Origin of the sequence: Halomonas sp. KM-1, from assembly GCF_000246875.1 — a bacterium.
GTDB lineage: Bacteria > Pseudomonadota > Gammaproteobacteria > Pseudomonadales > Halomonadaceae > Halomonas > Halomonas aerodenitrificans.
In genome coordinates, this window is the sequence record NZ_BAEU01000034.1 from 16,818 (window position 1) to 38,496 (window position 21,679).

Here is a 21,679-nt window from a genome sequence, read left to right on the forward strand (position 1 = left end):
GAATAATCAATCCAGATGACGGTGAAGGGTTGGGATAGGCATATACGACGCTTTACTTAGTGTTGTCCCAATAAATGCGGCGACCGAAGTCGCCGCCTTGGTGAGCCTTAGGGTCGATTCAACCCACCCTCATGACTTGCCTTGCGCCTGTGCCGCGGCCAGTTCCTGCTCTTCGATCATGCGGTCCACCGAGGAGACGTAGTACTCCTCGTCGAACGCGCCTTCCGGCTCCTTCAGCCAGATCAGACAGATCAGCCAGCTGAGGAAGGCGCCGCCGGCGATGATGTAGAAGAACTGGGTCGGGGTGACGAAGGTGAAGATGGTCAGGTAGACCACCGCTCCCACGTTGCCGTAGGCGCCGGCCATGCCCGAGATCTGGCCGGTGATGCGGCGCTTGATCGAGGGGATGATGCCGAAGGTGGCGCCCTCCGCCCCCTGCACGAAGAAGGAGGTGAAGATGGTGATGGCGATGGCGATGATCAGCGGCCAGTTGGAGTTGAGCAGGGCCATCAGCACGAAGCCGATACCGATGCCGAACATGTAGCTGAGCATGACGAAGCGGCGGTTGCCCATGCGGTCGGACACCAGGCCGCCCATGGGGCGTGCCACCAGGTTCACGAAGGCGAACGAGGCGGCGATCATGCCCGCCGCGGCGGCGGTCAACCCCCAGGTCTCCTCGAAGAACATCGGCAGCATGGAAACCACCGCCAGCTCGGCGCCGAAATTGGCGAAGTAGGTGCTGTTGAGGGCCGCCACGCTGCCGAAGGAGTACTTGTCGTCCTCCGGTACGCCCTTCTTGAGGATCGGGACGTTGACCCGCAGGATCTGCACGATCTGATAGACCACCACGGCGGCGATCACCGCGTAGCAGATCAGCGCGCCGGTGGAGGAGAGGTAGCCCATGCCCTCGATGCGCCATACCAGGATGGCCAGACAGCCCACCAGCGGGATGGTCCACAGGATCAGCAGGACCATGTCGCGCCAGGAGCTCACTTCCATGGCCAGCGCCTTGCGCGGCTTGCGGTGGGCGCGGGCGTCGGGGCCGTCGGTGATGGCGAACCAGTAGAACACGCCGTAGGCGGCCATCACGATGGCGCTCATGCCGATGGCGTAGCGCCAGCCGTCGGCACCGCCGAACATGGTCAGGGCGATGGTGGGCAACGTCATGGCGGCCACGGCGGAACCGAAGTTGCCCCAGCCGGCGTAGAAGCCTTCGGCGAAGCCGATGTCCTTGGGCTTGAACCACAGCGCGGTCATGTGGATACCGACCACGAAGCTGGCGCCGATGGAGCTGAGCACCAGGCGCGAGATCAGCAACTGCGACATGGTGTTGCCGAAGGCGAACACGAGTGCCGGAACGGCCATGGAGACCATCAGCACCGAGAACACCCGGCGCGGGCCGAAGCGGTCCAGCGCCATGCCGACGATGATACGTGCCGGGATGGTCAGCGCCACGTTGACGATGGCGAACAGGCGGATGTCGTCGCGGGTCAGCCAGTCGACGCTCTTGAGCATGCTCGATGCCAAGGGCGCCATGTTGAACCAGACGTAGAAGGTGATGAAGAAGGCGATCCAGGTCAGGTGAAGAGCTCTGATCTCCGGACTGCGAAACTTGAAGATGGAAGACACTTTCATGGTCGTATCATCCTGAAGTGAAAGCGAAATTAGCCACGCATGACGGGATCGCCGTCACGGGCTTGGCAGAATCAAGAGCGGACATTCGACGCGCCGGGCGAGAAACGAGCTGACCTTGCCGAAGGTCATGTAATCGAGTTCGTCGACGAAGTAGCTCAACGACTGGGCGATGATGCCGCCGTCGGGCTTGCTGCTGTGGCGGGCGATGACCAGCATGTCGGGGGTATGCTTCTTGGTGGCTTGCAGCAGCATCTTGCGGGCGTCGCCTTCGGCCAGTACCCAGTCGACCTCGAAGCCCTCCTGATGGGCGAAGTCGGCGCCCTCCTTGAGCGCGGCCTTGAGCTCCTCATACTCCTGCTGGAACAGCTCCTCGTTGGCGTCGGTGGCGTCGCCGGGGTTCTCCGCCACGCCGACCAGGATCAGCGTGGGGGCGTTGCAGCGAAACAGGCTGACGGTCTGCGCCAGGGCCAGCTTGGCGTTGCGTGAGCCGTCATAAGCGATCATGACTTTCATGACATCCCTCCGAAGAAGGCAAGGGTAAGGGGTGTGCTCCGGCGTGCAGCCGGAGCACGGACGGCATTTCAGGGATTCTTGATCTCGGCGCCGGGGCGCAGGTAGAACCACCAGTTGATCAGCAGGCACACCGCGTAGAAGATCGCGAAGCCGTACATGGCGAGCTCGGGGGTGCCGGCACGGATCTGGCCACCCATCACCACCGGGGCGATGAAGGCGCCGTAGGCGGCCACGGCGGAGGTCCAGCCCAGTACCGGGCCCTTCTGCTGGGCGTTGAAGATCACGCCGATGCTGCGGAAGGTGGAGCCGTTGCCGATGCCGCTGGCAGCGAACAGGATCACGAACAGCAGCATGAACAGGGCGAAGTAGCTGTTGGGGTCGGTGGAGTTGTAGGCCAGCATCATCACGTAGCCGGTCACCGCCGAGGCCACCACCATGACCACCGAGATCACCTGGGTGACGATGGAGCCGCCCACCTTGTCGGAGACCCAGCCGCCGAAGGGGCGGATCAGGGCGCCAACGAAGGGCCCGATCCAGGCCCAGGTCAGGGCGCTGGGGCCGTTGGGGTTGACCACGCGGGTCACGCTGCCGTCGGCGGCCACTTCCATCATGTTGCCGAAGATGACGTTGATCGACAGCGGCAGCGCGGCGGAGAAGCCGATGAACGAGCCGAAGGTCAGGATGTAGAGCACCGTCATCGACCAGGTGTGCTTGTTCGAGAAGATGGCGAACTGCTTCTGGATGTTGGGCTTGATCTCACCGGGGATCAGGCGCATCAGCCCCAGGGTCAGCAGGATGGTGACCGGCAGGGCGACCCACATGCCCAACCACTGCAGGGTGACGATACCCACCACGGTGGCGATGACGCCCACGCCGTAGAGGCCGAGGATCTTGCCGAAGGCCTGCATCGGCGTGCCCGGGTTGGGCGTGATGGGACGCAGGTTGTTCATGCCGAACCAGCCGAGGAAGGCCAGCGGCACCAGGAACACCAGCCAGATGAAGCCGGCGTTCTGGATCCAGGTCGGCGTGCCCGCCTCGATGCGGCCGATCAGCGTGCCGCTGGCGCTCTGCAGCTCCATGGAGCCACCGGCAATGGCGCCGAAGATGCCCACGGTCATCACCAGCGGGATCAGGATCTGCATGGTGGTGACGCCGAAGTTGCCCAGGCCGGCGTTCATGCCCAGAGCGTAGCCCTGCTTCTTCTTGGGGAAGAAGGTGGAGATGTTGCTCATCGAGGCGGCGAAGTTTCCGCCGCCGATGCCCGAGAGCAGCGCCAGGACCTGGAACACCCAGAACGGCGTGTCGGGGTTCATCAGCGCGGCGCCGGTGCCGAAGGCGGGGATCATCAGCAGCGCGGTGGTGAAGAACACGGCATTGCGCCCGCCGGCGATACGGATCATGAACGAGGCGGGAATGCGCAGGGTGGCCCCGGAGAGGCCGGCGATGGCGGTCAGCATGAAGAGCTGATCGACGGCGAAGGGGAAGCCCAGGTTCTGCATCTGGGTGGTGATCATGCCCCACATCATCCACACCGCGAAGCCCATCAGCAGGCTGGGGATGGAGATCCACAGGTTGCGGGAGGCGACGCGTTTGCCCTCCTGCTCCCAGAACTGTTCGTTTTCGATATCCCAGTGCTCGATGTCGGCATTTTTCGGTCTGCCGGCACCGAGCTTGCCGATATCGGCGCTCGATTTAGCCATGACGTTTTCCCCTTGAGTTTCCACTGATCCCGCCTTGCGACATCCGTCCTGACCGGGATCAATTCAGGTTCGGTTGAGGCAAAGATACGCCCGGGAAAAGGGCGGCGAAACCGGCCGAAAATGCCGAAAAATCAGGGAAATACCTCTTGAGAGGTAGCAGGGGTATTTGGCTAAGTCGTTGTTTTGTTGACGAAGAGAAAAGCGCCGGGGCAAGAAAAAGGCGCCTTGTCGGCGCCTGGAAGTCTTTGGAGGTATCCACACAGAACCGGGGGTATTCCCCAGCTTTCTACCTATCGATGCCTTCCTGCACGGCCCACACCGCAGCTTCTACCCGCGAGCGCAGATTGAGCTTCTTCAGCAGGTGCTTCACGTGGACCTTCACCGTGCCCTCGGAGATGTCGAGCTTGCGTGCAATCAGCTTGTTCGAGAGACCGCCGGCCAGCTCGCGCAGGATCTCGCGCTCGCGCTGGGTCAGGCTGTGGATGTCCGGCGTGGCCGGGGCTGAGCGCTGGTTGCGCAGCGCCTCGGCCAGCAGGGCGGTGAGGCTCTCGCTCACCACCATGCGACCCAGTGCCGCCTGGCGCAGCTGACGCACCATCTCCTCGGGCTCCATGTCCTTCAGCAGGTAGCCGTCGGCGCCGCCGCGCAGGGCCGCCACCAGGTCCTCCTCGTGATCGGAGACGGTGAACATGACGATGCGTCCGGCATAGCCCGAGTCGCGCAGCGCCTTCAGCGTCTGGATGCCGTCCATGCCCGGCATGTTGAGATCGAGCAGGATCATGTCGGGGTCGAGCTCGGCGGCCATGCGTACGCCCTGCTGCGGTTCGCCGGCGTCGCCGACCAGTTCGAGGTCTTCTTCAAGCTCCAGCAGCTGAGCCACGCCGCGACGCAGCAGCGGATGGTCGTCGATGATCAGGATACTGGCGGGGGTCTCGTTGACTGACTGGCCCATGGGTCTCAGTTTCCTTGGTCGTGAAGGGTGGGTTCGATGGCTTGCTGGCGGGTGATCAGTCGCGCCGTCTGGGGCGTGAAGACCACTTCCACGCAGGTGCCGCCCTCGGTGCGATTGGAGAGCTTGAGCTCCCCGCTCAGGGTGTGGGCGCGGTCGCGCATGATGATCAGCCCGTAGTGCATGGGCGGCGAGTCGTCGTTCTCGAGGCCCACGCCGTCGTCCTCGATGCGCAGCAGGATACGCGCTTCATGGAATTTCACCGTGACGGCGGCCCAGTGCGCCTGGGCGTGCTTGTGCGTGTTGCTCAGCGCCTCGCGGGCGATCTGCAGCAGGTGAATTTCTTCATTGGGGTTGAGCAAATGCGGCGGCACGTCGAAGTGCAGCTCCACCGGGGCGCCCATGCGCTCGGCGAACTCTTCGGTGGTTTGCTGCAGCGCCGACTGCAGGCCGGGCCCCTCCAGCTTGAGGCGGAAGGTGGTGAGCAGCTCACGCAGCTGACGATAGGCGCTGTTGAGGCCGGTGCGCAGCTCGTCGAACACCGCCGCCTGCATCTCCTTGGGGGCGTCCTTGGCCTGCATGCGCTCCAGCCGCGCCACCTGCATCTTGAGGTAGGAGAGCGACTGGGCCAGGGAGTCGTGCAGCTCGCGGGCGATGATGGTGCGCTCGCTCATCAGCGAGACCTGCTGCTCCTCTTCGATACGCCGCTGCAGATACACCGCCGTGGCCAGCTGGTCGGCCAGGGCGTTGAGCAGTCGCCGCACGCCGTCGGAGAGGCGCTCGTCCTTGGGGTGCCAGACTTCCAGGGTGCCGAGCATCTCGTCGCCCACGCTCACCGGCAGCAGCACGCAGTCGCCCTCTTCGGTATCGGATAGACGCATAGGGTGCGGGGAGATCAGGCAGGCGTGGCAGTCGTGGTCGCGGCAGAAGTCCGGACGTCGCGCGGCGTGTGTGGCAAGAACGGGAATCTGGCGGTCGTCGTGGGGGTCGTTGAGCGACAGCCGGATGGGGCCGATGTCGAGCAGCTCCGCCACCCGGCGCAGCATGGGCGCAGCGCTGGTACACAGGTCGTTGCCGCCGCCGTAGAGCGAGCGGCTGCCGTCGTGGAGCACCTGCATCACCTGGCTGCTGCGCTCGAGCTCCCGGGTCTTGCGTTTGACCCTGTCCTCGAGTTCGGCATAGCTGGTGCCCAGCTCCTCGGACATGGTGTCGAAGGTCTTGCCGAGCATGGCCAGTTCATCGCTGCCCTTGAGCTGGGTACGCAGCGAAAAGTTGCGCCGCGCGGCCTCGCGGGCCAGCACCATCAGCTGGCGCAGCGGCGCCACCAAGTTGTGGCGAATGTCGTAGAGCGCGATGGCCACGACCACCGCCGTCAGGCCCAGGAACAGGATCTGCAGCGCACTGAGCAGGCGGATCTTGGCTTCCGTGTTCTGCTCGAGCTGCTTGACCATGGTGTCGATGTCGCCCACCAGGCCGTCCAGGGTGCGGTTGAGCGGCTCGATGCGCACGTACTGGCTGGCCACCGCCTCGCTCACCTGGGGGGCCAGTTCGTTGTGCCAGCGGCCGAGTATCAGGCGATATTGGCGACGCAGCTCATGGGCTTCGGAAACCGGAATCGCCCCAGTCAGCTCGTCGCTGGCCAGGCGCTCCTCGAAGCGCCGCTTGAGTACGTGCACCTCGGCCCGATGCTCCAGCGAGGGAACGCGTTCGTAACGCTGCAGCGCGGCCACGATCTGGTAGGTATTCATGCGCAGCGAGCCGGCGACGTTGATCGCCGCGGCGTCGCCCCGGCTGCCACCGGCCACGGCCATGGTCACCACGATGCTGATAAGGGCCATGGCGCTGATCGCCAGCAGCGAAGCGACGATACGGGCCACGAGGGAACGTTGCAGCAGTTTCATTGACGGCGGGCGTCTCCACAAAGGCGCGGGGCATGTCGACACTATAACTCCTCAGCGACATTAAACCCCAAGAGCTGGCGGCGCATCCTACCTGTCGATACGGTGTTCTGCCACCAAAGAGGTACCTCGCTTGCCCTTTTGACCTGACAGGGGACGGAAACGAGAATCTCTTCGACCACCCCATGAGACAAACCGTTCATGCAGCCTGCCGTAAAAGCCCCGCCGCTGGGCGCGCAGGTCGACTACCGTTCGCTGGTGGTCGTGCTGTTGTCGCCGCTGGCCTTCGCGCTGGTGTTCGCCAGTTGGACCATCTTCGCCGTGCTGGGCGTCGAGCTGAAGCGCGTGCTGCACTTCGGCGAAGTACAGTTTGCCCTGCTGCTGGCCATGCCGATGTTCACCGGTGCGCTGGCGGCGCTGCCCATGGCGGTGCTGGCGCATCGCCTCGGCGGGCGGCGGGTGATGATCGGCTGTCTGCTGCTGATCTGTCCCTTCCTGTGGGCGATTGCCCACTCCGACGCTTACCTGGAGTTTCTGCTGGCCGGTGCCGGGCTGGGGCTGGGGGCCGGCTCGCTGGCTGCCGGCCTGGTCTACGTGGCGGCGCTGTGCCCGCGGCGTCATGCCGGGCTAGCGCTGGGGCTCTACGGCGCCGGCATGCTGGGGGCGGGGCTGACCTACTTCCTGTTGCCCCTGATCAGCCAGGCCTACGGCTGGCCCATGGCGCCCAAGCTCTACCTGCTGCCGGTGCTGCTGGTGGCACTGCTGTTGTGGGTGTTCGCCGAGGATGCGCCGAGGAAGGTCTCCCTGTCGGTCGAAGCACTCGATGATCTCGAACCCTCGCCCGAGTACGTTCGGGTGCGCCGGTGCTGGCTGCCGCCGCCTGCGGTGTGCCGTCTGGCGCTCTACTACAGCTTCTTCTACGGCGCCTTCGTGGCGCTGGCGCTGTGGTTGCCGGGCTATCTGGCGGCGCAGTATCAGCTTTCGCTCAAGCTGGCCGCGCTGTGGGCGCTGGCCTTCACCCTGCCTGGCGGGGTGGGTCAGATCGTCGGTGGCGCCTTGGCCGACCGGCGCGATTTCCGCGATTTGCGCTGGTGGGTCAGCGCCTGCGTCATGGTGTGCCTGTTCCTGCTCTCCTATCCCGACTTCACCATGCAGATCCATGGCGTGCATGGCGACCTCACGCTCGTTTTCTCCATGCCGCTTTACGGCTTCACCGCGCTGCTTGCGGTGATGGGGCTGGCCATGGGCATCGGCAAGGGCAGCCTGATGTGCCTGCTGCACCGCGAATACGGTGACGACATGGTGCGCTCGGGCGGGCTGGCGCTGGCCCTGGGCGGGCTGTTCGCCGCCGTGCTGCCGCTGATGTTCGTGCTCGGCAACGAGTGGATCGGCGTGCGCACCGCCGGCTTCATGTTCCTCTACGCCGCGCTGGCAGTGTGCATGCTGCTGATGCTGTGGGAGGGAGTGCGTGCCCAGGCGGACTAACCACCTTTCACCGAGCGGTCTATCACCTTGTGGGTAGACGGGGTGTATATGGAGGTAACCTGGCAGTAATCCGCTTTTCGATGCTCCAGACTTCGCTTCAAGAACCTGCCCCGGCGGTCGTGTGGATCACGTCGCACGACACGGCAGGCGGGGTGGCCCGGGTGCCACGCAACACTTCAAGAAGCCTGGAGATCGACCATGAGTCACTTCTTAGATCGGCTGAATTTCTTCCGTAAGGCCCGCGAGCCCTTCGCCAACGAGCATGGCGAGACCCGCGAGGAGTCCCGTGGCTGGGAGGACGGCTATCGTCAGCGCTGGCAGCACGACAAGGTCGTGCGTTCCACCCACGGCGTGAACTGTACCGGCTCCTGCAGCTGGAAGATCTACGTCAAGAACGGCCTGGTCACTTGGGAAACCCAGCAGACCGACTACCCGCGTACCCGCCCGGACCTGCCCAACCATGAGCCGCGGGGCTGCCCGCGTGGCGCCAGCTACTCCTGGTACATGTACAGCGCCAACCGCCTCAAGTACCCGCTGATCCGCAAGCCGCTGCTCAAGCTGTGGCGCGAGGCCAAGCAGCAGCACGGCGACCCGGTAGATGCCTGGGCTTCCATCGTCTCCGACCCGGCCAAGACCAAGCAGTACAAGCGCGCCCGCGGCATGGGCGGCTTCGTGCGTGCCAACTGGGATGAGCTCAACGAGCTGATCGCCGCCTCCAACGTCTACACCGCCAAGCAGTTCGGCCCCGACCGCATCATCGGCTTCTCGCCGATCCCGGCCATGTCGATGGTCAGCTACGCCGCGGGCAGCCGCTACCTGTCGCTGATCGGCGGCGTGTGCATGAGCTTCTACGACTGGTACTGCGACCTGCCGCCGGCCAGCCCGCAGACCTGGGGCGAGCAGACCGACGTGCCGGAATCGGCCGACTGGTACAACTCCGGCTACATCATCGCCTGGGGTTCCAACGTGCCCCAGACCCGTACCCCGGACGCCCACTTCTTCACCGAAGTGCGCTACAAGGGCACCAAGACCGTCTCTATCACCCCGGACTATGCCGAGGTCTCCAAGCTCACCGACGAGTGGCTGTCGGTCAAGCAGGGCACCGACGCCGCCCTCGGCATGGCCATGGGCCACGTCATCCTCAAGGAGTTCCACCTCGACAAGCCCAGCGCCTACTTCACCGAGTACGTGCGCAAGTACTCCGACATGCCTTTCCTGGTCGAGCTCGAAGCGCGTGAGGACGGCAGCTTCGTGCCCGGCAAGCAGCTGCGTACCAGCGACTTCGACGGCAACATGGGGCAGGACAACAACCCCGAGTGGAAGACCGTGGCGTGGGACGAGCTGTCCGATAGCCTCGTCGTGCCCAACGGCTCCATCGGTTTCCGCTGGGGTGAGAGCGAAGAGAACCAGGGCAAGTGGAACCTCGAGGAGCGCAGCGCCGACGGCGCCGAGATCAAGCCGCTGCTGACCCTGGCCGAGAGCCATGACGACGTGGCCAGGGTGGCGTTCCCCTACTTCGGCGGCATCGCCCACGAGCACTTCGATCATGTGGCCGGCAACGAGCTGCTGTTCCACAGCCTGCCCGCCAAGCGCCTGAAGAAGGCCGACGGCACGGAGATCCTGGCCGTCACCGTGTTCGACCTGATGTGCGCCAACTACGGCATCGACCGCGGCTTCGGCAAGGAAGGCGAGGACGACGGCGCCACCTCCTACGACCAGATCCGCCCCTACACCCCGGCCTGGCAGGAGAAGATCACCGGCGTGCCCGCCGAGCAGGTCGCCCGTATCGCCCGTGAGTTCGCCGACAACGCCGACAAGACCCAGGGTCGTTCCATGGTCATCGTGGGTGCCGCGATGAACCACTGGTACCACATGGACATGAACTACCGCGGTCTGATCAACATGCTGGTCATGTGTGGCTGTATCGGCCAGAGCGGCGGCGGCTGGGCCCACTACGTGGGTCAGGAGAAGCTGCGCCCGCAGACCGGCTGGACCCCGCTGGCCTTCGGCCTCGACTGGCAGCGTCCGCCGCGCCACATGAACTCCACCTCGTTCTTCTACAACCACTCCTCCCAGTGGCGCTACGAGAAGCTCGAGGTCAAGGAGATCCTGTCGCCGCTGGCCGATCCCAGCAAGTACACCGGCAGCCTGATCGACTTCAACGTGCGCTCCGAGCGCATGGGCTGGCTGCCCTCCGCGCCGCAGCTCGGCACCAACCCGCTGCGCCTGGCCAAGCCGGCTGCCGAAGCGGGCATGTCGACCAAGGACTACGCCGTCCAGCAGCTCAAGAGCGGCGAGCTGGCGTTCGCCGCGGAGGATCCGGACAGCCCGCAGAACTTCCCGCGCAACCTGTTCGTGTGGCGCTCCAACCTGCTGGGCAGCTCGGGCAAGGGCCACGAGTACATGCTCAAGTACCTGCTGGGCACCCGTAACGGCATCCAGGGCAAGGACCTGGGCGAGATGGGCGGCCAGAAGCCGGAAGAGGTGAAGTGGCACGACGAGGCGCCGGAAGGCAAGCTCGACCTGGTGGTCACGCTGGACTTCCGCATGTCCTCTACCTGCCTCTACTCCGACGTGGTGCTGCCGACGGCCACCTGGTACGAGAAGAACGACCTCAACACCTCGGACATGCACCCGTTCATCCACCCGCTGACCGCGGCCACCGACCCGGCGTGGGAGTCGCGCAGCGACTGGGACATCTACAAGGGCATCGCCAAGGCGTTCTCCGAGGTGTGCGTGGGCCATCTGGGCGAGGAGACCGATCTGGTCACCCTGCCGCACCAGCACGACTCCCCGGCGGAGCTGGCCCAGCCCGAAGTGAAGGACTGGAAGAAGGGCGAGTGCGAGCCGATCCCCGGCAAGACCATGCCGGCGCTGATCGAGGTCAAGCGCAACTACCCGGAAACCTACGAGCGCTTCACCTCCGTTGGCCCGCTGCTCGAGACCATCGGCAACGGCGGCAAGGGCATCGCCTGGAACACCGAATCCGAGGTCGAGCTGCTCGGCAAGCTGAACTACCGCAAGAGTGAAGGTCCCGCCAAGGGCCGGCCGAAGATCGAGACCGCGATCGATGCCGCCGAGATGATCCTGACCCTGGCGCCGGAAACCAACGGTGCGGTGGCGGTCAAGGCGTGGGATGCGCTGTCCAAGATCACCGGACGCGACCACACCCACCTGGCCACGCCCAAGCACGAGGAGAAGATCCGCTTCCACGACATCGTCGCTCAGCCGCGCAAGATCATCTCGAGCCCGACCTGGTCCGGCCTGGAAGACGAGCACGTCTCCTACAACGCCGGCTACACCAACGTGCACGAGCTGATTCCGTGGCGCACCGTGAGCGGCCGCCAGCAGTTCTACCAGGATCACCCCTGGATGCGCGCCTTCGGTGAGAGCCTGCTGACCTACCGTCCGCCGATCAACACCAAGACCATCACCGGCTTCCAGATGCCGGAGGACAACGGCAACCCGACCAAGGCGCTGAACTGGATCACCCCGCACCAGAAGTGGGGCATCCACTCCACCTACAGCGACAACCTGCTGATGCTGACGCTCAACCGCGGCGGTCCGGTGGTGTGGATGTCGGAGAACGACGCCCAGGAGATCGGCATCGAGGACAACGACTGGATCGAGCTGTTCAACGCCAACGGCGCCATCACCGCTCGGGCCATCGTCAGTCAGCGGGTCAAGGACGGCATGGTGATGATGTACCACGCCCAGGAGCGTCAGGTGAACGTGCCGGGCTCCGAAGTCACCAAGACCCGCGGCGGCATGCACAACTCCGTGACCCGGGTGTGCCCGAAGCCGACCCACATGATCGGCGGCTACGCGCAGCTCTCTTACAGCTTCAACTACTACGGCACCGTTGGTTCCAACCGCGATGAATTCGTCCTCATCCGCAAGATGAACCGAATCGACTGGCTGGATGGCGAAGGCAACGACAGCGTGCAGGAGACCGTGAAATGAAGATTCGTTCCCAGGTAGGCATGGTCCTCAACCTCGACAAGTGCATCGGCTGTCACACCTGCTCGGTCACCTGCAAGAACGTCTGGACCAGCCGTGAAGGTCTGGAGTACGCCTGGTTCAACAACGTCGAGACCAAGCCCGGTATCGGCTATCCCAAGGAGTGGGAGAACCAGGACAGGTGGAAGGGCGGCTGGATGCGCCGCAAGGACGGCAAGATCGAGCCGCGTATCGGCGGCAAGTGGCGGGTGCTGGCGAACATCTTCGCCAACCCCGACCTGCCCGAGATCGACGAGTACTACGAGCCATTCGACTTCGACTATCAGCATCTGCATACCGCCAAGCAGGGCGATCACCAGCCGGTGGCGCGTCCCCGCTCGCTGATCTCCGGCGAGCGCATGAAGAAGATCGAATGGGGTCCCAACTGGGAGGAGATCCTCGGCACCGAGTTCGCCAAGCGCCGCAAGGACAAGAACTTCGAGCAGGTGCAGGCCGACATCTACGGCCAGTTCGAGAACACCTTCATGATGTACCTGCCGCGCCTGTGCGAGCACTGCTTGAACCCGGCGTGCGTGGCCTCGTGCCCGAGCGGCGCGATCTACAAGCGCGAGGAGGACGGCATCGTCCTGATCGACCAGGACAAGTGCCGCGGCTGGCGGATGTGCATCTCCGGCTGCCCGTACAAGAAGATCTACTACAACTGGAAGACCGGCAAATCCGAGAAGTGCATCTTCTGCTACCCGCGCATCGAGTCGGGCATGCCGACGATCTGCTCCGAGACCTGCGTGGGTCGCATCCGCTACCTCGGCGTGCTGCTGTATGACGCCGACCGCATCGAGGAAGTGGCCAGCTCGCCGGACGTGCGCGACCTCTACCACCGGCAGTGCGAGATATTCCTCGACCCCAACGACCCCGAGGTGATCGCCCAGGCCAAGAAGGACGGCATTACCGACAACGTGATCAAGGCCGCTCAGGAGAGCCCGGTCTACAAGATGGCCATGGACTGGGGGCTGGCGCTGCCGCTGCACCCCGAGTACCGCACCCTGCCGATGGTCTGGTACGTGCCGCCGCTGTCGCCGATCCAGTCGGCCGCCGAGGCCGGCAAGGTCGAGTACGACGGCGTGCTGCCCAAGATCGAGTCGCTGCGCATCCCGGTGCGCTACCTGGCCAACATGCTCACCGCCGGTGAGGAAGAGCCCGTGGTGCTGGCGCTCAAGCGGCTGATGGCGATGCGCGTCTTCATGCGCAACAAGCACGTCGAAGGCAAGCACGACACCGAGGTGCTCGACGCCGTGGGTCTCAGCGAGGCTCAGGTGGAAGAGATGTACCGCTACCTGGCCATCGCCAACTACGAGGATCGCTTCGTGATCCCCACCAGCCACCGCGAGATGGCCACCGAAGCGTTCCCCGAGCGCGGCGGCTGCGGCTTCAGCTTCGGCGACGGCTGCCACGGCGAGAGCAAGCCGAGTCTGTTCAACGGCCGCAAGCAGACCAGCGCGCTGGTCAAGCCGGTGGACGTGTTCGACCCGAAAACTGGCGCCAAGGAGACTCACCATGGCTGATGCAGCACTCCAGATGCCCCACGAGGCGATGATCCAGCCGGAGTTCGGCATGCGCAGCCTGCGCGTGCTGGCCCGCCTGCTGGACTACCCCACCGAGGCGCTGCAGGGCGCGGTGGATGAACTGATCGAGGCGCTCTACGTCGAGCGCCGCCTCTCGGCGGCGCTCAAGGCCGACCTGATGAGCTGGTGCCAGCGCATCGCAGACGGCGACCTGCTCGAGCTGCAGTCCGAGTACGTGGCGCTGTTCGACAAGGGCCGCGCCCACTCGCTGCTGCTGTTCGAACACGTGCACGGCGAGTCCCGCGATCGCGGCCAGGCCATGGTCGACCTGATCGACGAGTACAAGGCCGCCGGTTTCGAGCTCGACGCCCGCGAACTGCCCGACTACCTGCCGCTGTTCCTGGAGTACCTCTCCACCCGCAGCGACGAGGAGATCGGCCGCTGGCTGGGCGAGATCCGCCACATCCTGGCGCTGCTCACCGCACGCCTCGAGGAGCGCGGCGCCGACCAGGCCCTGGTAACCCGCGCACTGCTGGCGCTGATCGACGCCGAAGAGGACATCGAGGCGCAGCGTCAGGCGGTGGTCAGCGAGAAGCGCGACGACACCCCCGAAGCGCTGGACGCGGTGTGGGAGGAGGAGGCGGTGCGTTTCTCCGCCAAGTCCGACGAGGATTGCGCGCTGCAGTCCGCCGAAGGGCGCCGCCTGGCCGAGCGCAAGCGGCAGGTGCAGGGCGAGGCGATTCGCATCCTCGACCCCGTCGATGCCGCCAAGAAACACTAACGGAGACCTGTCATGAGCAACTACATCGATACCCTGCTGTTCGGGCTCTACCCCTACCTCGCCGGCAGCGTCTTCCTGATCGGCAGCCTGCTGCGCTACGACCAGGGTCAGTTTACCTGGAAGACCGGCTCCAGCCAGATGCTGTCGTCGAAGAACATGCGCCTGGCCAGCAACCTGTTCCATATCGGCATCATCGTGATCTTCTTCGGCCATCTGGCCGGCCTGCTCACGCCGCACTGGGTCTACAGCCCCTTCATCAGTGCCGGCTCCAAGCAGGTGATCGCCGTGGTGGTGGGCGGTATCGCCGGCGTGATGTGTCTGGTGGGCGGCGCCATGCTGTTCCATCGTCGCCTCACCAACCCGCGGGTGCGCGCCTCTTCCAGCACCATGGACACCGTGATCATCGGGCTGCTGGTGCTTCAGGTGGCGCTCGGCCTGCTCACCATCCTGCCCACTCTGGGCCACCTGGACGGTAGCAAGATGCTGCAGTTCTCCGGCTGGGCGCAGTCCATCGTGTTCTTCCAGGGCGGTGCTGCCGCTTATCTGGAGGGGGTGAGCTGGATCTACAAGCTGCACATCCTGGTGGGTCTGACCATCATCCTGGTCTTCCCCTTCACCCGCCTGGTTCACGTGTGGAGCGCGCCGATGGGCTACCTGGGACGGCGCTACCAGATCGTGCGTCGTCGCACCGGCGGGGCCTGACAGGTTCAAGCGCTCGCTTAGCTTTGCGAGCAATGGCACCACTCAAGGGCCGGGGAAAGGTGGACGAGGAGGTCTTTTGCCATGGATGGCAAAAGTAGCGCCCAGGGATGGGTTCACAGCGCCTCCTCGCAGGCCTGTCGACGGAACAGCCCCGGGCATCGACAGCCGCTTATGTCATGTATTAGAGGATCAGCATCATGCAAATGATCGAGATCGCACAGTTGCCGGGCCGCTACGCCCCGCCGCCCGTCAAGGTCGGGGACAAGTCGATCGACGAAGAGAGCATCGCCCGCGAGATGCAGTACCACCCGGCAGCGAGCGCCGACGAGGCGAAGCTTGCGGCCGCCCGCGCCCTGGTGGTTCGCGAACTGCTGCGCCAGCGCGCCGTCGAGCTCGGTCTGCTGAGCGCGGATTCCCGGGACGAAAGCGAGCACGACGCCGCCATCGCCACCCTGCTCGAACAGGAACTGGATGTCCCGGAGCCCGAAGAAGAGGCCTGCCGCCGCTTCTTCGACGCCGAGCCCGAGCGCTTCAGCGCACCGACTCGCATCGCCGTTCGCCACATTCTGCTGGCTGCCGCTCCCGACGATGCCGAGGCGCGCGATGCGCAGTATCGTCTGGGCGAAACGCTGCTCGAAGAGCTCGCGGCAATTCCCGAGCGCTTCACCGAATTCGCCATGCGCCACTCCGCCTGCCCCTCGAAGAGCGAGGGTGGCGAGCTGGGTTGGCTGGCGCAAGGGCAGACCGTGGCCGAACTCGACCGCGCCCTGCAGCACCTGCCCGAAGGGCTACACGACCGTCCGCTGGCCTCGCGCTACGGCTGGCACCTGGTGAGCATCGACGCGCGCGAAGGCGGTCAGCGCCTGCCCTTCGAGCAGGTCGCCGAGCGCGTGCGCCACACCCTACGTGAACAGGCCACTCGCCGCGCCCTGCGCCACTATTTGCTGGCGCTGGAAGAGGAGATCGGCGTCGAAGGAATCGAGCTCGACGACAACGCCGCCGGCAGCTTGATGCAGTAGAAATGCCTGCGCGGGCGAATCGCTGTGTTGCGCGCTGCTCGCAATCCTCACCTAGAAACCACTAGGCTCCGGTTGCTGCGCTGCGTGCGCCTTGCGATTCATCCCGCTCGGCGATTTCTCCACGTATTGGTTACGCTGCTCGCATGGCGGGTAGTGAGGAGAAGGAGGACTTTTCATGTCCCATGTTCACGCCAACGCTCGCTTCGTGCCGCTCGGTATCGCCGTGCTGACCGTGTCCGATACTCGTGGCTTCGACCGCGACGGCAGCGGCGACCTGCTCAGCGAGCGGCTTTCCGAGGCCGGCCATGCCCTGGTCGACCGGCGCATCGTGCCCGACGACATCTACCGGATTCGCGCAGTGGTCTCCAAGTGGGTGATACGCGACGACGTGCAGGTCATCCTGGTCAACGGCGGTACCGGCTTCACCGTGCGCGACACCACACCCGAGGCTCTCGCACCGCTGTTCGACCGTGCCATCGACGGCTACGGCGAGCTGTTCCGCCAGCTCTCGTTCGACAGTATCGGCCCCTCCACCGTGCAGTCGCGGGCGGTGGGCGGGGTGGCCAACCGCACCCTGATCTTTGCCATGCCCGGCTCGCCCAAGGCCTGCGCCACGGCGTGGGACGGCATTCTGGCCAGCCAGCTCGATGCTCGCACCCGACCGTGCAACTTCGTCGCCATGGTGCTGCCCGAGCAGCACTGCTGCGAGTCACGCAGCGTCGAATCGGTACCTAACCACGGTCAAGGTGTGCGCGCATGAGCTGTGCCACGCTTGCCAAAGGATTACTCGACCTGGACGTGGCGCGAGCGCGGATGATCGCCGCGGCCGAGCCGGTGCGGGGAGAGGAGCCCGTGGCGCTGGAGCGTGCCGCCGGGCGCGTGCTGGCCCGCGACCTGACGGCACGGCTCGACATGCCCGGCATCGACAACAGCGCGATGGACGGTTATGCCCTGCGCCTGGCGGAACTCAGCGACGCCGGCCTGCCGGTGGTCATGCGGGTGCCGGCGGGTGCGGCCATCGAGCCGCTGCCCGCAGGCGGCTGCGCGCGTATCTTCACCGGCGCGCCGGTGCCCGAGGGAGCCGACTGCGTGGTGCCCCAGGAGCGGGTATGCCTGGACGAAGCGGGGCGCATGCACGTGGTCGGCGAAGCGAAGCCAGGGGCCAACATTCGCCGCCGCGGGGAGGAGTACCGTAAGGGCAACACGCTGCTGACGGCAGGCTGGACGCTGAACGCTGCGGCACTGGCGCTGCTGGCCAGCCAAGGCATCGCCGAGGTGCCGGTACTGCCGCGCCTCAAGGTGGCGCTGATATCCACCGGCGACGAACTGATCGAGCCGGGCACGGCATTCGCTCCCGGGCTGGTCTACAACAGCAACCGGGTGATGCTGAAGGCGCTGCTCGAGCAGGCCGACTGCGAGGTGCTGGATCTCGGCATCATCGCCGACGATCCCGATGCCTTGCGCGAGGCGTTCGCCATCGCCCGTGACGGCGCTAATCTGGTGGTATGCACCGGCGGCGTGTCGGTGGGCGAAGAGGACCACGTCAGGCCCGTGCTCGATGAGCTCGGTGGGCTCTGGTTCCATGGCGTGGCGATGAAGCCGGGCAAGCCGTTCGCCTTCGGCTACCTGGACGACGGCTCGCCCGAGGGCGTGCCGCTGCTGGGCCTGCCGGGCAATCCGGTGGCATCCCTGGTGGGCTGGCATCTGCTGGCGAGACCTTTCGTTCAGGGCTGCCAGGGCCGCACCGTCGGGCCACTACAACACTATCGTGTGCGTGCCGGCTTCTCGCGGCGGGGCAGTCCAGGGCGGCGCGAGTTGCTGCGTGTGACGCTCGACTGGCAGGGCGACCATCCGGTAGCCTTGCTCGCCGGCGGGCAGGGCTCCCACATGCTGCATGCCGCCAGCCAGGCGCACGGCTATCTGATGATGGCCGCCGATACCGACGTGGAGGAAGGTCGTGAATATCCCTATTTACCCGCCGGACAGTTCGTCGACTGACCTGCTGTTCAAGCCCAAGCAGCTGCGCGAGCTGGTCAACGGCGTGCCCTGGTTGAGCGAGCTCGACGAAGAAGAGGTAACGGCGCTGTTGCAGGACTCCGAGCTGCAGTCGCTGAAGACCCGCGAATGGCTGTTTCGTCAGGACGCGCCGGCGCACTGGCTCTACATCGTCATCAACGGTGCGGTGCGCCTGGCGCGCAGCGCGGGCGACGGCCGCCTGGCCACCATTCGCTGCGTCGAGCGCGGCGGCACCCTGGGCGAGCTGAGCATGGTCTCCAGTGCGGGGGTCTATCTCTACTCCGCCGAGGCGCTGCGCCGCACCCACGTGCTGGCCATTCCCGCTCAGCACTGTCGCGAGATCATGGACCGCCAGCCCGCCTGCCGCGCCGAGTTCATGAGCCGGCTGGCGCTGGAGCTGACCGAGCGTCTCGAGGATCTGGCCCTGCTGACCCAGGCCGATGCCATGTCGCGGCTGGTCAGCTACATCCTGCGTCAGCTGCCGGCGGGGCGCAGCAAGAGCCCGCGGGTGGTGCGCCTGTCGATTCCCAAGCGCTGGCTCGCCGCCCAACTGGCGATGACGCCGGAGACCCTGTCGCGGCTGTTGGCCAAACTGCGCGACGGCGGCGTGATCGGCATCGACCGCCAGCGCCTGACGGTGCTCGACGAGCAGAAACTGCGCGACGCCATGCTGGCCGACGACTGAGTTCGTCGGCGCGGGGTCGCGCGTGGCAAAAAGGGAGGGCTGCATGTCCCGAACCGCGAACAAACCTCGCACCCTGGTCTACTCCTGCTCAGGCTGCTCCGACGTGGCGCAGCTGGCCAACGACGTGGCCGTGCGGCTCGACCATACCGGCGTGGCCGAGATGTCGTGCATCTCCGGCGTCGGCGGCGGTGTGCCGGGCCTGGTGCGCATCGCCCGCTCGGGGCGGCCCATCGTCGCCATCGACGGCTGCCAGATGCACTGCGTGACCCACTGCCTGGCCCGGGCAGGGGTGAGCGCCAGCGAACACGTCAAGCTTTATGAACAGGGCTTTCGCAAGCGTCGCGGCCAGAGCTACGACGACGAAACCGTCAACGAGGTGGCCGAGCAGGTCGGCGAGCTGATCGCCCGTCTGCCGATGGATGCCGTATCTCACGTAGAAGTCAACGCCGAGGAGAACGCATGAGCCTGACCGACGGCTTCGGCCGCAGCGTGCGCTACGTCCGCCTCTCCGTCACCGACCGCTGCGACTTCCGCTGCGTTTATTGCATGGCCGAGGAGATGACCTTCCTGCCTCGGGCCAGGCTGTTGACCCTGGAAGAGATCGCCACCCTGTCGCGAGCCTTCGTCGAGCTGGGCGTGGAGAAGATCCGCCTCACCGGCGGCGAGCCGCTGGTGCGTCGCGGCATCGAGGAGCTAGTAGCCGAACTCGGCGCGCTGCCCGGCCTGCGCGACTTCGGCATGACCACCAACGGCGCCGGGCTGGTCAAGCACGCCCGCGTGCTCTATCAAGGCGGGCTCAAGCGGCTTAACGTTAGCCTCGACTCGCTCGATCCCGAGCGCTTCCGCGCCCTGACCCGCACCGGCGATCTGGCCAAGGTGATCGACGGCATCCGCGCCGCCAAGGAGGCCGGCTTCCAGCGCATCAAGCTCAACGCGGTGATCCTCAAGGGGCGCAACGACGACGAAGTGCTCGACCTGGTGGAGTTCGCCAGAAAGGAAGAGGTGGACATCAGCTTTATCGAGGAGATGCCGCTGGGCCAGAACATGAGCCACGATCGCGGCGAGACCTTCTGTTCCAGCGACGACGTGCGCGCCGCCATCGAGACGCGCCACACGCTGCTGCCCACCACCGAAACCACCCTGGGGCCGTCGCGCTACTACCGCATGGCCGACAGCGACTCGCGCATCGGCTTCATCTCGCCCCACAGCCACAACTTCTGCGCCGCCTGCAACCGCGTGCGGGTCACTGCCGAAGGCCGCCTGCTGCTGTGCCTGGGCAACGAACACTCCGTCGACCTGCGCGCGGTGATGCGCCGCCACCCCGGCGATCTGGAACGGCTCAAGGCCGCCATCGTTGCCGCCATGCAGAAGAAGCCCGAACGTCACCACTTCACCACCGACGGCGACGTGCAGGTGGTGCGCTTCATGAACATGACCGGGGGCTAACGGCGGCTTGTCTCGTCGCATCGTCCCGCTGACTTGACCGACACGGGCGTCAGGGGCAATGTCGGGGTAGAGTATCGAGCCCTGCCCAAAGGACGTTTCCTCATGATCCCGGTCGCTGTGCAAGAACCGCTCTCGGTCGGCTTCGTCCTGCTGCACCGCTTCACGCTGCTGCCGTTTGCGGCCTTCGTCGACTGCCTGCGTCTGGCGGCCGACGAGGGTGACCGCAGCCGCCAGCTGCGCTGCCACTGGACCTTCATGACCAGTACGGGGGAGCAGGCCACTTCCAGCTGCGGGGCGGCCATCTCGCCCTGCGAGCCCTTCCGCGATCCGGCGAGCTTCGATTACATCGTGGTGATCGGCGGGGTGCAGGACGAGCGCGACCGGGTGGACTCCACGGCGCTGGCCTATCTGCGTCGCTCGGCGGATGTCGGGGTGCCGCTGGTCGGGCTGTGCACCGGGGTCTTTGCGCTGATTCAGGCGGGGCTGATGAAGGGGCGCCGCTGCTGCGTGAGCTGGTATCACCACCGCGACATGATCCAGCGCTTTCCTGCCATCGAGCCCGTCGCCGATCGCCTGTTCATCGACGACGGCGACCGTCTCACCTGCGCCGGTGGCGCGGCGGGAGCGGACCTGGCCGCCTATCTCATCGAGCGTCACCTGGGCAAGGCATGGGCGATGAAGAGCCTGCACATCATGCTGCTCGACGAGGCGCGAACGGGAGTTCACCCCCAGCCCCAGCCGGTGGTGTTCGGCAAGATCGAGGACCGCCTGGTGCGCAAGGCCATTGCCCTGCTCGAGCAGCACCTGGGGGAGATGATCTCCATGGAGGTGCTCGCCGAGCGGGTCGGTACCTCACGGCGCAATCTGGAGCGCCGCTTCAAGGAGACGCTCGGCGTCAGTCCGCAGAAGTTCTCCCGCGACCTGCGCCTGCGCTACGGTGTGTGGCTGCTGCACTACACCGGCAAGAGCATTACCGAAATCGGCGAGCGCTGCGGCTTCGCCGATACGGCCCACTTCTCGCGCCACTTTCGTAGTGCCTTCGGCATGACGCCGTCGGAAATGCGCAAGAGCGTCAGCGAGCCGGGAGGCGCCCGGGTCGATCCCTTCTTCCTGCACGTCGAGGGCCGTCCGGCGCTCTGAGCCGGCCTGCTCCACCCGTCCGCCCCATGCGGCTTTGAGCTCGCTTCCCTGGCGCGTGCTTCATCAGCTCGAATCAATATGCCAGGGCGGCCGGCTCGACTCGGACATTCAGCAAGCCTGTCGCATTCGTTCAATCTTTCCTGCTCCCGGTTGCCTTTAATCCCAGCATAAGGATTTCAAATTTTTCA

General features: G+C 65.5%; 17 protein-coding genes. 12 read left to right on the top strand and 5 right to left on the bottom strand.

The window, feature by feature from the left end:
* Positions 1–129 precede the first annotated feature (129 nt).
* From B8115_RS02930 to B8115_RS02950, 5 genes are all read right to left on the bottom strand, one after another.
* Positions 130–1,635: an MFS transporter gene (locus B8115_RS02930; protein ID WP_010626254.1), complete on the bottom strand. Its 1,506-nt coding sequence runs from the start codon at positions 1,633–1,635 to the stop codon at positions 130–132.
* 54 nt (positions 1,636–1,689) lie between these two features.
* Positions 1,690–2,148, bottom strand: a complete 459-nt coding sequence (locus tag B8115_RS02935; protein WP_010626255.1) for a universal stress protein — start codon at positions 2,146–2,148, stop codon at positions 1,690–1,692.
* Positions 2,149–2,216: 68 nt separating this feature from the next.
* Positions 2,217–3,848 (bottom strand): antiporter, encoded by a 1,632-nt coding sequence (locus B8115_RS02940; protein ID WP_010626256.1) that lies wholly within the window; start codon positions 3,846–3,848, stop codon positions 2,217–2,219.
* A gap of 286 nt (positions 3,849–4,134) precedes the next feature.
* On the bottom strand, positions 4,135–4,800 hold the full coding sequence (narL, locus tag B8115_RS02945; protein WP_010626257.1) for a two-component system response regulator NarL: 666 nt from the start codon (positions 4,798–4,800) through the stop codon (positions 4,135–4,137).
* A 5-nt stretch (positions 4,801–4,805) separates the two neighbouring features.
* Positions 4,806–6,698 (bottom strand): histidine kinase, encoded by a 1,893-nt coding sequence (locus B8115_RS02950; protein ID WP_010626258.1) that lies wholly within the window; start codon positions 6,696–6,698, stop codon positions 4,806–4,808.
* Between the two features lie 198 nt (positions 6,699–6,896).
* Here B8115_RS02950 and B8115_RS02955 point away from each other — a divergent pair, with 198 nt between their 5' ends.
* The 12 genes from B8115_RS02955 (at position 6,897) to B8115_RS03010 (ending at position 21,491) form a co-directional block, all read left to right on the top strand.
* Positions 6,897–8,180: an MFS transporter gene (locus B8115_RS02955; RefSeq protein ID WP_010626259.1), complete on the top strand. Its 1,284-nt coding sequence runs from the start codon at positions 6,897–6,899 to the stop codon at positions 8,178–8,180.
* Positions 8,181–8,378: 198 nt separating this feature from the next.
* Positions 8,379–12,143: a nitrate reductase subunit alpha gene (locus tag B8115_RS02960; protein WP_010626260.1), complete on the top strand. Its 3,765-nt coding sequence runs from the start codon at positions 8,379–8,381 to the stop codon at positions 12,141–12,143.
* A complete protein-coding gene (narH, locus tag B8115_RS02965) occupies positions 12,140–13,702 on the top strand; it encodes a nitrate reductase subunit beta (RefSeq protein WP_010626261.1) in 1,563 nt (520 codons plus the stop codon). Before B8115_RS02960 ends, narH begins: the two co-directional genes overlap by 4 nt.
* Entirely contained in the window at positions 13,695–14,483 is a 789-nt protein-coding gene (narJ, locus tag B8115_RS02970; RefSeq protein ID WP_010626262.1) for a nitrate reductase molybdenum cofactor assembly chaperone, read from the top strand. The genes narH and narJ overlap by 8 nt, the downstream gene beginning before the upstream one ends.
* A 12-nt stretch (positions 14,484–14,495) precedes the next feature.
* Positions 14,496–15,185, top strand: a complete 690-nt coding sequence (narI, locus tag B8115_RS02975; RefSeq protein ID WP_010626263.1) for a respiratory nitrate reductase subunit gamma — start codon at positions 14,496–14,498, stop codon at positions 15,183–15,185.
* A gap of 197 nt (positions 15,186–15,382) precedes the next feature.
* Complete coding sequence (locus B8115_RS02980) at positions 15,383–16,204, top strand: peptidylprolyl isomerase (protein WP_010626264.1); 822 nt, start codon at positions 15,383–15,385, stop codon at positions 16,202–16,204.
* A gap of 175 nt (positions 16,205–16,379) precedes the next feature.
* Positions 16,380–16,964, top strand: coding sequence for a molybdenum cofactor biosynthesis protein B (gene moaB, locus B8115_RS02985; RefSeq protein WP_010626265.1), 585 nt, complete (start codon positions 16,380–16,382; stop codon positions 16,962–16,964).
* Entirely contained in the window at positions 16,961–18,202 is a 1,242-nt protein-coding gene (gene glp / locus B8115_RS02990; RefSeq protein ID WP_010626266.1) for a gephyrin-like molybdotransferase Glp, read from the top strand. Before moaB ends, glp begins: the two co-directional genes overlap by 4 nt.
* Positions 18,162–18,905, top strand: a complete 744-nt coding sequence (locus tag B8115_RS02995) for a Crp/Fnr family transcriptional regulator (protein ID WP_010626267.1) — start codon at positions 18,162–18,164, stop codon at positions 18,903–18,905. Before glp ends, B8115_RS02995 begins: the two co-directional genes overlap by 41 nt.
* Before the next feature lie 43 nt (positions 18,906–18,948).
* The gene (locus tag B8115_RS03000; RefSeq protein ID WP_010626268.1) at positions 18,949–19,368 is read left to right on the top strand and encodes a putative zinc-binding protein; all 420 of its coding nucleotides are present in this window, start codon (positions 18,949–18,951) and stop codon (positions 19,366–19,368) included.
* On the top strand, positions 19,365–20,351 hold the full coding sequence (gene moaA, locus B8115_RS03005) for a GTP 3',8-cyclase MoaA (protein ID WP_010626269.1): 987 nt from the start codon (positions 19,365–19,367) through the stop codon (positions 20,349–20,351). The genes B8115_RS03000 and moaA overlap by 4 nt, the downstream gene beginning before the upstream one ends.
* A gap of 102 nt (positions 20,352–20,453) precedes the next feature.
* Positions 20,454–21,491: a GlxA family transcriptional regulator gene (locus B8115_RS03010; RefSeq protein ID WP_010626270.1), complete on the top strand. Its 1,038-nt coding sequence runs from the start codon at positions 20,454–20,456 to the stop codon at positions 21,489–21,491.
* The last annotated feature ends 188 nt before the right edge of the window (positions 21,492–21,679 follow it).

What these genes read in the sequence shown, in the direction of transcription:
- B8115_RS03010 (WP_010626270.1), top strand. Translation starts at nt 20,454, where the DNA reads ATGATCCCGGTCGCTGTGCAAGAACCGCTCTCGGTCGGCTTCGTCCTG.
- B8115_RS03000 (WP_010626268.1), top strand. Translation starts at nt 18,949, where the DNA reads ATGTCCCGAACCGCGAACAAACCTCGCACCCTGGTCTACTCCTGCTCA.
- narI (WP_010626263.1), top strand. Translation starts at nt 14,496, where the DNA reads ATGAGCAACTACATCGATACCCTGCTGTTCGGGCTCTACCCCTACCTC.
- moaA (WP_010626269.1), top strand. Translation starts at nt 19,365, where the DNA reads ATGAGCCTGACCGACGGCTTCGGCCGCAGCGTGCGCTACGTCCGCCTC.
- B8115_RS02955 (WP_010626259.1), top strand. Translation starts at nt 6,897, where the DNA reads ATGCAGCCTGCCGTAAAAGCCCCGCCGCTGGGCGCGCAGGTCGACTAC.
- B8115_RS02980 (WP_010626264.1), top strand. Translation starts at nt 15,383, where the DNA reads ATGCAAATGATCGAGATCGCACAGTTGCCGGGCCGCTACGCCCCGCCG.
- narJ (WP_010626262.1), top strand. Translation starts at nt 13,695, where the DNA reads ATGGCTGATGCAGCACTCCAGATGCCCCACGAGGCGATGATCCAGCCG.
- narL (WP_010626257.1), bottom strand. Translation starts at nt 4,800, where the DNA reads ATGGGCCAGTCAGTCAACGAGACCCCCGCCAGTATCCTGATCATCGAC.
- glp (WP_010626266.1), top strand. Translation starts at nt 16,961, where the DNA reads ATGAGCTGTGCCACGCTTGCCAAAGGATTACTCGACCTGGACGTGGCG.
- B8115_RS02935 (WP_010626255.1), bottom strand. Translation starts at nt 2,148, where the DNA reads ATGAAAGTCATGATCGCTTATGACGGCTCACGCAACGCCAAGCTGGCC.
- B8115_RS02960 (WP_010626260.1), top strand. Translation starts at nt 8,379, where the DNA reads ATGAGTCACTTCTTAGATCGGCTGAATTTCTTCCGTAAGGCCCGCGAG.
- B8115_RS02950 (WP_010626258.1), bottom strand. Translation starts at nt 6,698, where the DNA reads ATGAAACTGCTGCAACGTTCCCTCGTGGCCCGTATCGTCGCTTCGCTG.
- moaB (WP_010626265.1), top strand. Translation starts at nt 16,380, where the DNA reads ATGTCCCATGTTCACGCCAACGCTCGCTTCGTGCCGCTCGGTATCGCC.
- B8115_RS02930 (WP_010626254.1), bottom strand. Translation starts at nt 1,635, where the DNA reads ATGAAAGTGTCTTCCATCTTCAAGTTTCGCAGTCCGGAGATCAGAGCT.
- B8115_RS02940 (WP_010626256.1), bottom strand. Translation starts at nt 3,848, where the DNA reads ATGGCTAAATCGAGCGCCGATATCGGCAAGCTCGGTGCCGGCAGACCG.
- narH (WP_010626261.1), top strand. Translation starts at nt 12,140, where the DNA reads ATGAAGATTCGTTCCCAGGTAGGCATGGTCCTCAACCTCGACAAGTGC.